7 protein-coding genes and 1 pseudogene are annotated in these 8,665 nt (G+C 60.1%); 3 read left to right on the plus strand and 5 right to left on the minus strand.

The features are described from left to right. The coding region (locus AC1DO7_RS36720; RefSeq protein WP_477117261.1) for an RBBP9/YdeN family alpha/beta hydrolase at window positions 1-355 on the minus strand (355 nt) is incomplete at its 3' end. Between the two features lie 314 nt (window positions 356-669). Between AC1DO7_RS36720 and AC1DO7_RS36725 the strand changes: the two are divergent. Beyond that, window positions 670-960, plus strand: a pseudogene (locus AC1DO7_RS36725) (SDR family NAD(P)-dependent oxidoreductase); the annotation flags it as partial. Between the two features lie 183 nt (window positions 961-1,143). Here AC1DO7_RS36725 and AC1DO7_RS36730 read toward each other — a convergent pair. The 4 genes from AC1DO7_RS36730 to AC1DO7_RS36745 all read right to left on the minus strand — a co-directional run bounded on the left by AC1DO7_RS36730 (window position 1,144) and on the right by AC1DO7_RS36745 (window position 5,817). Then, window positions 1,144-2,304 (minus strand): porin, encoded by a 1,161-nt coding sequence (locus tag AC1DO7_RS36730; protein ID WP_441622023.1) that lies wholly within the window; start codon window positions 2,302-2,304, stop codon window positions 1,144-1,146. A 228-nt stretch (window positions 2,305-2,532) separates the two neighbouring features. Beyond that, window positions 2,533-3,525: a Bug family tripartite tricarboxylate transporter substrate binding protein gene (locus AC1DO7_RS36735; protein WP_477117262.1), complete on the minus strand. Its 993-nt coding sequence runs from the start codon at window positions 3,523-3,525 to the stop codon at window positions 2,533-2,535. Window positions 3,526-3,691: 166 nt separating this feature from the next. Beyond that, window positions 3,692-4,759: a beta-keto acid cleavage family enzyme gene (locus AC1DO7_RS36740; protein WP_441622098.1), complete on the minus strand. Its 1,068-nt coding sequence runs from the start codon at window positions 4,757-4,759 to the stop codon at window positions 3,692-3,694. A 77-nt stretch (window positions 4,760-4,836) separates the two neighbouring features. After that, complete coding sequence (locus tag AC1DO7_RS36745; protein ID WP_441622019.1) at window positions 4,837-5,817, minus strand: quinone oxidoreductase family protein; 981 nt, start codon at window positions 5,815-5,817, stop codon at window positions 4,837-4,839. Between the two features lie 523 nt (window positions 5,818-6,340). On the opposite strand from AC1DO7_RS36745, the gene AC1DO7_RS36750 reads away from it, so the two are divergent. Together AC1DO7_RS36750 and AC1DO7_RS36755 are read left to right on the plus strand one after the other, a co-directional pair. After that, complete coding sequence (locus tag AC1DO7_RS36750) at window positions 6,341-6,721, plus strand: hypothetical protein (protein WP_441622017.1); 381 nt, start codon at window positions 6,341-6,343, stop codon at window positions 6,719-6,721. Window positions 6,722-6,968: 247 nt separating this feature from the next. Beyond that, entirely contained in the window at window positions 6,969-8,480 is a 1,512-nt protein-coding gene (locus tag AC1DO7_RS36755; protein WP_441622015.1) for an ATP-binding protein, read from the plus strand. The last annotated feature ends 185 nt before the right edge of the window (window positions 8,481-8,665 follow it).

Genomic DNA, 8,665 nt, shown 5'->3' on the forward strand with positions numbered 1-8,665 from the left:
CTGCCAGCGTCTGCGGATCGCTGTATCCGGGCGGCAACGGGCTGCCATAGTCGGTCGGGGCGGCGAGCAATACGCCTTGCACAGTGCACTCCGTCTCCTGTGCCCAGTGAACGGTGATCAGGCAGCCCACACTATGAGCAACGAGGATGACCGGCCCCGAGATGTTGCTGACGACACGCTCCAGGTTCGCTACCCTGGCACGGCGCAACCTCTTGTCCTGATCAATCTGGGGCACGATGCGCACTGCTCGTCCCTGCTGCTGCAAACGCTCTGCCAGCAGCGACTGCCAGTGCTCTGGTATGTGATCGCGAAAGCCGGGAACAATCACAACCGTTGGCTGATTTTCGGATGCCATGAAACTGGAACTCCTCGTTTGGTTTGAAGACGCCTCAGTACAGCCCTGCATATAGAGAGACCAAGTAGTTCTGCCGGCCCGGCTTCGAATCAGTACGGGATATCACCTACGATGCCGGCTTCTCGGGGACGAGTATCTGGCGTTGCGGGCTTCCATGCATATTCGGTCAGGACATTGACTTTCCAATTCACGACATTCCGCGCGCAACTACGGCAAGCGACCCCAATGTTTCGTAGCATGGCGAAGTCCCACCAAGCAGTACATTCCCGACCAAAGAGCGAAGGACAACGCTTCACCCATCCAAGGAAATATTCATGACTTATCCTGTTGTCTTGGTTACCGGTGCAACCGCTGGTATCGGCCGCGCGACGGCGCTTGCCTTCGCAGCCAAAGGCGCGCGACTGGTGTGCTCCGGGCGGAACGCCGCTGCCGGAGCGGCCCTCCTCTCGGAACTCCGGCAGATGGATGCGGAAGCAGACTTCGTGGCGGCCGACATCAGCAGTGAAGACGATGTTATCCGTCTTGTCCGGCATGCCATCGAGCGCTTTGGATGCCTCGACATCGCTGTGAACAGTGCAGGAACGGAAGGAACACCGGGATCCCTTCACGTGAACGGTGGGAAGACCGCCGCGTAGACTGCCTTTTTACTTGCAGTATCAAAAAGGGCAAAGGTTCCACAGGGGTTTCCTGTGGAACCTTTGAAACCGGGAATGCCGCGGAAAGTGCCGACTTGGCAGGAGATCGGCATTCCCGGTGGAGCTTATGTAGATTGGCCTTGATAGCCGCCCTCAGAACACGTGGCGGATACCCACCGCGGCGCCAAACATCGAGCTTTGGCCATTGGACAGCGCGTAGTTGTTGACCGTAAGACTGGTTGCGTAGTTGCTCGCGGCCGATTCCATCGCCAGGCCAGCGTTCTTTGAATAGGCCATGGTCAGATAGATATCCGTACGCTTCGAGAACGCGTAGTCGGCAATCAGGGCAATCTGCCAGGGATTGGCAATGTGCGTGTTGCCGCCGAGGCTCTTCACGTTCTGATAGTCATACTCGAGCGTGAAGTCGAGTGCGGGAGACAGCCGGTACTGACCGCCTATCCAATAGAAATCGTCGCGCATGGTCAGGGTACCGTTCTGGTCCTTGTTCTGGCCCCAGCGATAGCCGCCCATTACCTTCGCCGTGCCATTGATGGCGTAGCTGCCCATGACTGCGGCTTTTCTGAAGGTACCGCTGCCAGTGCCGATCGTCGGATTCCACTGGTCATAGGCAACGCCTATGCCGAAAGGCCCGGAGATATAGCTCAACCCCGCCCCATAGGCGGAGTCGCGGCGAAACTGCCCGGGAACTTCACCGTTGCCACCGGCGGCCGGAACATTTGGGGCGACTTGCGGCAGCGTCGTCCCTACGCCAAACGACATGTTGGCCTGTGCCGTAAGGCCGCCGAACACGCCGACGTACTTCACCGCATTGTCCTCGCGGAAGTTCGCTCCGGTGACCACGCCGATCGGCTCGTACTGGGTGGCATATCGGGCAGGGATAAAGTTGGCCAGCGTAGAAAACAGCGACTGATATTGTCGGCCGAATGTGAGCTGCCCATATTCCGAGCTAAGGCCAACAAAGGCCTGGCGACCAAACAGGCGGCCGCCTTGCTGGGACGTGCCGGTATCGAGATTGAAGCCGCTTTCCAGAACGAAAATGGACTTCATCCCGCCGCCCAGGTCCTCCGTGCCGCGAAGACCCCAACGCGAGCCGGAGTACCCACCGGAGTCCTCGCGGACAACACTATGGCCGGCGCCCGACTTGAAACCGTTGGCGGCCGACGGCACAGCGGCGCCGACGCGATTGACGTACTCGACGTTGACGTCTGCCACACCGTACAAGGTCACGCCGGATTGCGCACTCGCTGCCCCACACGCACTAACGGCGGCCAAGGCAAGAATCTTTCTTTTCACCAGAACTCCTCCACGTTCATTGTTATCGTCTCCAACCTTGTGGCGCGCGGATGCCACGAGGTCAAAGCGTTGCCAGGCGACGAATTGAGATTCGATTTCCCCCTTTACGCAAAACAGCCGCGCATATGCAGGGACGAGCGCGGCCCCTCCCCCTTCGGGTGAGCAATTGCGCTTCGTCCTGTTTTAAAGCTTGAATTTGCTGCGGCTCTACGGGGGGGAATCAGGGCACTAATCGATCTGGATCCCCGCATCGGTAGCGATCTTCGACCAGAGCTGGAGATCGTTGCTGACCATCTCGCGGAACTGCTCCGGAGTCTYCGCAGGTGGCGGCCCAAAGTTCATGGCTTTCATCGTGGCTGCGAGATCAGGAGATTTCTGGACCTTATTGATTTCCTCAGCCAGCCTCTTCAGGATCGCCGGGTTGGTTCCCGAGGGTGCGAAGACGCCGAACCAGCCCACCGCATCGAACTTGTAGCCCTGTTCACCCATGGTCTTGACGTCGGGCAGCTGCGGTGCGCGCGCATTGCCTGCGATGGCGATGGCGCGGACCTTACCGGAACGCAGGAAGGGAATGGGCGCGCCCGGATCGGTCCAGCCGATTTTCACGACACCTGAAGCAAGGTCGGTCAACAATTGATTCGAAGTCCGATATGGAACGTGATCGGTCTTCATGCCGGTCTGCTTCTTGAGCCATTCCATCGTCAGCTGCCCGGAAGACCCCGTGGACCAGGTGGCGTAGCCGTATTTTTCCGGGTTTACCTTCACGAACTGGATCAGCTCCGGCAGGTTGTGAACCGGCAGATCATTGCTCACCAGCAGCACCACCCCGCCCTCCGCGGTCTCGGCGATCGGCACAAGGCTCTTCTTCGGATCGTAGGGGATGGTCTTCAGCACGGCCGGGGCGATGACCATGTTCGATGCCGTGGTGTAAAGCAGCGTGTACCCGTCGGACGGTGCCTTGACAACGACGTTTGTTCCGACGACCCCACTGCCGCCCGGCCGGTTGTCAACGACGACCGGTTGCTTCAAGGACACCGACAGGCGTTGCGCCAGCAGGCGTGCCAGAGAATCGGTTCCTGATCCTGCGGATGACGCTACGACCATCTGAATCGGGCGCGCGGGCCAGGCATCCTCCGCCCGCACCGGCGCGGATGCGTACAACGCCGCAAGCGCTGCCGTGCCCAGCGTGGCAGCAAGCAGCTTTTGCATTCGAAATGTCATTGTCACCCTCCATATAATTTTTCTGTTGGCGATCGCTCTAGCTGCGCTCGTTCCGGATGCATCGCTCTGGCAGCACAGGAACGCCAACCGCAAGGGCGACGCAGCCCCAAGCGGCACGAGCAACGCCGACGCGAAGCACAGCGCAAGAAGGCCGCGTGAACCGTTGTCAGGCCGACTGATTTTCTTGCTTGCGCAGGAATCCCTGGTGGCCACCATTACGATTGGGCGAGAAGCCATTGGCCTGGAGCGTTTCTTCCACGGTGTCGTAGAACACGCCAAGCTTCAGGATCTCTCGCGTCTGCTCCGCCGTCGCGATGGGGCGACCGAATTCGCGGGCAATACGCACCAGTTGCTTGATCTGCTCGACCGAACTCATCTTCCCCGTGCGGGTCTGGTTCCAGAGCACATCCTCGATGCCGCATCGCACGTGCAGGCCCAGGGCCATRCCGATCATGTTGATGGGCAGCACATTGAGCACCGAGCTTTCCACCGTGACCACGGCGCCATCGGGTACCGCACGCAGCATGTTGGTCAGGTTGTAGATGTTCGCCTGGTCCATGCCACCACTGATCGCCACCCAGTTCATCACCAGCGGGCCCTTGTAGACGCCGCGGCGAATCATGCGTTCGATCGTTTCAAAGCTGTTGATGTTGTAGACCTGAAACTCGCTCTGGATGCCGGCGGCCGTGAGGCGTCGGATGTGTTCCTCGGCCCAGCTCGGATTCGAGGGCACGATCATGTCCTTGTACGTGTCGTAGAGATGCGGGAATCCGCGCGACACGCCCTTGAAGTCATCCAGGCCGGCATGCTCGGTCACGTTCATCTGCGTCGTGTTGACTGTCACCGTCACCTGATCAGGCTTCGGATCGAGTTCGGCCAGCATATGCCGCGTGTCGTCGCTCAGCCATTTGGCGGCCTGGCCTTCTTCGGGCGCGAAGCTGATGGAGCCTCCAACCTGGATCACCATGTCGGGCACGGCGGCGCGCACCCCGGCGATCAATTCGTTGAACATGGACAAACGCTTGCTCCCCTTGCCATCGGCTTCACGGACATGCAGATGCAGCACCCGGGCACCGGCTTCGTAGCAATCCACCGCCTTCTGGATCTGTTCCTCCATGGTGACAGGGATATCCTCCGGGAAGTCCGCGGGAATCCAGCCCGGCGCATACGGAGCGGCCGTAATGATCAGCGGCTGCTGGTTCTCGGGATACAAGTGGCCGTCAAGGAAGTTCATGATGATGGGTCTCCAGGGTGAATCGTAAAAATTGAGAATGTCGAACCAGATGAGAGCGTTTCCGGGGCGGGAAACCGTCAAATCACAAAGATGGAAGAACCCGTGGTCTTTCGAGCCTCGAGGTCCCGGTGTGCCTGCACGGCGTCTTCCAGCGCATAGCGCTGATTGATCTCGATGCGGATGCGGCCTGCCGCTACATGGCCGAACAATTCATCGACCAGTTCCGCCTTCTCAACAGGATCGGCGATATAGTCGGCCAGGCCGGGACGCGTCAGGTATGCCGAGCCTTTGCGGGCCAGAATTGCCGGATCGAACCCGGTGACCGGGCCGGAGGCGAACCCCACGCACACCAGCAGGCCGCGGCGCTTGAGGGAGTCCAACGAGGCCATGAAGGTGTCCTTGCCCACGCTGTCGAAAACCACGGACACGCCCACGCCATCCGTCAGTTCCCGCACGCGCTTGGCCACGTCCTCATGGCTGTAGTTGATCGTGTAATCGCAGCCATGGGCGCGCGCCACTTCGGCCTTGGCATCGGTAGACACCGTTCCGATCACGGTCAGACCCAGCAGCTTTGCCCATTGCGAAATGATCAGGCCGACACCACCCGCTGCGGCATGCAGCAGAATGGTGTCACCCGCCTTGAACGGGTAGATCCGGCGCATCAGGTAGGAGGCTGACAAGCCCCGCATGGTCATCGCCGCGGCGACTTCGCAAGTGATTGCCTCCGGCAGCTTGATCAGCGGCGCGGCGGAGATCAGCCGCTCCGTGCTGTACGCGCCCAGCGTGTTGGCGAAGCCCGTATAGGTCACGCGGTCGCCGACCGCCAGATGGGTGACGCCGGCCCCGACGGCCTCGATCACGCCGGCGGCTTCGTTGCCGATTCCGCTGGGAAGCGGAACCTGATAAGTGCCGCTGCGGAAGTAGGTGTCAGCAAAGTTCAGTCCTGCGGCCACGTGACGGACGCGGACCTCTCCCGGCCCCGGCTCGCCAACCGTGGCGTCTTCAAAACGAAGGACCTCCGGCCCGCCTGTTTCGTAAATCCTAACGACTTTCGCCATGTGGTCTCCTGCCTTCCTCGAATATGAAGATGCACCTGTGGCTTGCCGATTGAGCTCGCCTGAGGGGCTACCTGTGTGTCGAATCATCAGGCCGGGCCCAGCTTTCCGCTTTCCCGCATGCGTCATGTGCTTTCCTTTTTCTGACAAGGATCTGCGGGGGGGCTCTCAGGTTGGCGTCGGCAGCGCAAGGGTGTAGTCGCGAACTGGCGCGACATGCCGCGGGTGGACCTCGGGGAGGGTGAACTTGCGCCAGGCCTAGAAGCGAGGGATGCGGCTGAGTTCGGTGGCTCACGAAAGCCGGCCACTTGTCTGGCAGATGCTGCCCGCGACCGCCGAGCTGTTTGTCGGACTCGCCCGTTACCGGCACGCGTATGTGCTGCCGCCGACGCCCGGCGAAGAGCGCCCCCGCTGCTTCCGGCGATCGGCGGGGAAAGGGCCTTGATTCGCCGCAACAAAGCAGCCGCCTACGCTGTTTGCACCACCATCAACTTCCGAAACGCAAGAAGAAGCGATCGACTTCAGTGTGCTCGCGGACCGGCCCTTTCTGGTCGCGATGCTGGTTGTCGTACTGGTCGCCGGAAAATTGCTAGCCTTGATGTTCCTGGCCGGCAAGATCAACCTGCCGCGCGAACAGCGCATCTATTTCGCGATCCTCCCTTTCGCAAGGAGGCGAATTCGCCTTCGTCGTGACCGCCGCGGCACAGGCCGCGCGCTTGCTCGACAGCGAGCAGTTGTCCATCCTGGGACTGTCAATCGACAGTCGCCCGAACGCACTACGGAAGACCAGGTGATGGTGACCCTTGCAAGCCAACTGCGCACTGCACGTGGGGCAAACGCTGATCCGGGCAACCGCTTCGGCAACCTGTGCCGCGACCATCGTGCGCTGCAGCCGACTCAGCAATGATTTCGCTTCCTCCAGATGCAGGCCTATAAGCCGAGGGGTTCGTGGATATGTGAAGCAAAAAGCGCTTATTTGGACTGTTCAAGATAAGATACATTTTTGTAACTTATACGGGATATCCAAATCTACACGTCCCCGGCGCTATTCCGCTTGACGTAGGGAACGGGCTTTTCCGCAGCAAGCCGTCTTCCCACCTAGCTTTGCGGTCAACCATCACTTAAGATACATAAATGTAACTTAAGCAGAGAATATGACCTCCTGGGAATTCTACGGACGAATGAGGACGCTGGAGACTCTGGACCGGATTGTCCATGGCCCAAACTGGTTCTTCTGCCGCATCCAAGGCCGACGACGCATTGGCAAGACGACCCTGCTGCGTGAGCTATCCAAGAGCGAACCGTCGTTACTCGCTCGGATGGTCTACATGCAGATACCAGACTCAGACGAGCGAGATGTGGCGGCTGGGTTCCGCCGGGCGCTGGAAGACTGCGAATCCGAGATCGCAAATGCACTGGCCCCGCAAGTCACTGACTTCGCCTCGATGGCCGGCGTGATCGGCCTTCTATGCCGCCGCGGCTTGATCGTCGTGTTGGACGAATTCCAGTATTTCACGGAGGGGAGGCTCTACGCCTTCAACTCATTCCTGCAGGAGCAAGTGGACCGGCTGCGCGATACGCAAGGGGGCGGGCTGTTTGTCCTTGGCTCCCTGCAGTCGGAAATGAGCGCGCTCCTCGACGACAAGGGTGCGCCGCTCTTTGGGCGGCTCACTGCGACTATCGATCTGCAGCACTGGGATTTCGAGGACTTGATCGAGGTGTACCGCGCACACGATATCCGCGACCCGCACCATTGGCTCACGCTCTGGGGCTTCTTCGAAGGCGTTCCCAAGTTCTACCGGGACGCGTATGACCAGGGCCTATTTCAGGTGGACGCCCGGTTTCAGGAAGCCTTGCTCGAGCGGATGTTCCTTCGCGAAGGCAGCCCTCTGGCCGAAGAGGCAGACACATCCTTCCTCCGTGAGGTGAAGGGCAGACTGCTCTCTGTCCTAAACTTCCTCTCGGAACATCCGGGCTCGAGCCACGGGCAACTGGTCGGCACACTGCTGCGGGATGAAGACGAAGCGTCGTTGAAGGTCACAATCAAACGCTTGGTCGAGAATTACCATATGGTCGACAAGCGCCACCCGGTGTTCTCGGAGAGCAAGAGCCGCAATTCCCGCTATTACATCACCGACAACTTTCTGCAGGTGTGGCTGTCGGTCGTGAAGCCGGCGCGGGACGCTTCTCGCATGCGCCCGCTATCGAAGGCGATCGATCTGACACTCCCTCGGCTGCACGGACACGAGGGATACGCATTCGAGAAGCTGATTCGTCAGTTGCACGTAGAGTGTTCGCGAAAGGGCGTGGGCGATTTCTCGCTGACCTCCATCGAACTGGGCTACTGGAATCGGCCGCGAGACGAACAGAACGCGATCGAGATCGACATCGTCGCACTCGACGAGGACGCGCGGCGTATTCGCTTCGGCTCGTGTAAGCGCAGTGCAAGCAAGCACACCCTGTCCTCGCTTTCCGAATTTGAGCAACAAATCGAGCGGTTCATGTCGACAAAGGAAGGGCGCCGGGTGAAAGGGTGGACTTCGACCAAGGCGCTGTTCTCGCCAGCCTTTTCTGACGAAGAGGCTCGGGCGTTGACGGCCGCCGGCTACCAGTGCCTGGACTTGCCGGCGTACGTCAGGATGCTTACGTCTCCGCGGTCAGTGTGATACTCGGGCCAGCCCGCAGAGCGCTGTGGCGAGCGTTGCACTGCTACGTGCGCGTGGCGGTGGAGCGGAGGTGGTCAGGACCGCCAACATCAAAGCCGAATAGTCTTTGCTGCATGACGTGGGGCGACATCCTTTCAGCGCTCTCCCAGGCTAAACAGCGTCTTGAGCTCGTCCCGGCTAAGATT

The sequence above is a fragment of the Cupriavidus sp. 05N40 genome (assembly GCF_056397305.1).

Excerpts from the sequence above, each read along its gene's own strand:
- AC1DO7_RS36745 (WP_441622019.1), bottom strand. The coding sequence starts at position 5,817 with ATGGCGAAAGTCGTTAGGATTTACGAAACAGGCGGGCCGGAGGTCCTT.
- AC1DO7_RS36755 (WP_441622015.1), top strand. The coding sequence starts at position 6,969 with ATGACCTCCTGGGAATTCTACGGACGAATGAGGACGCTGGAGACTCTG.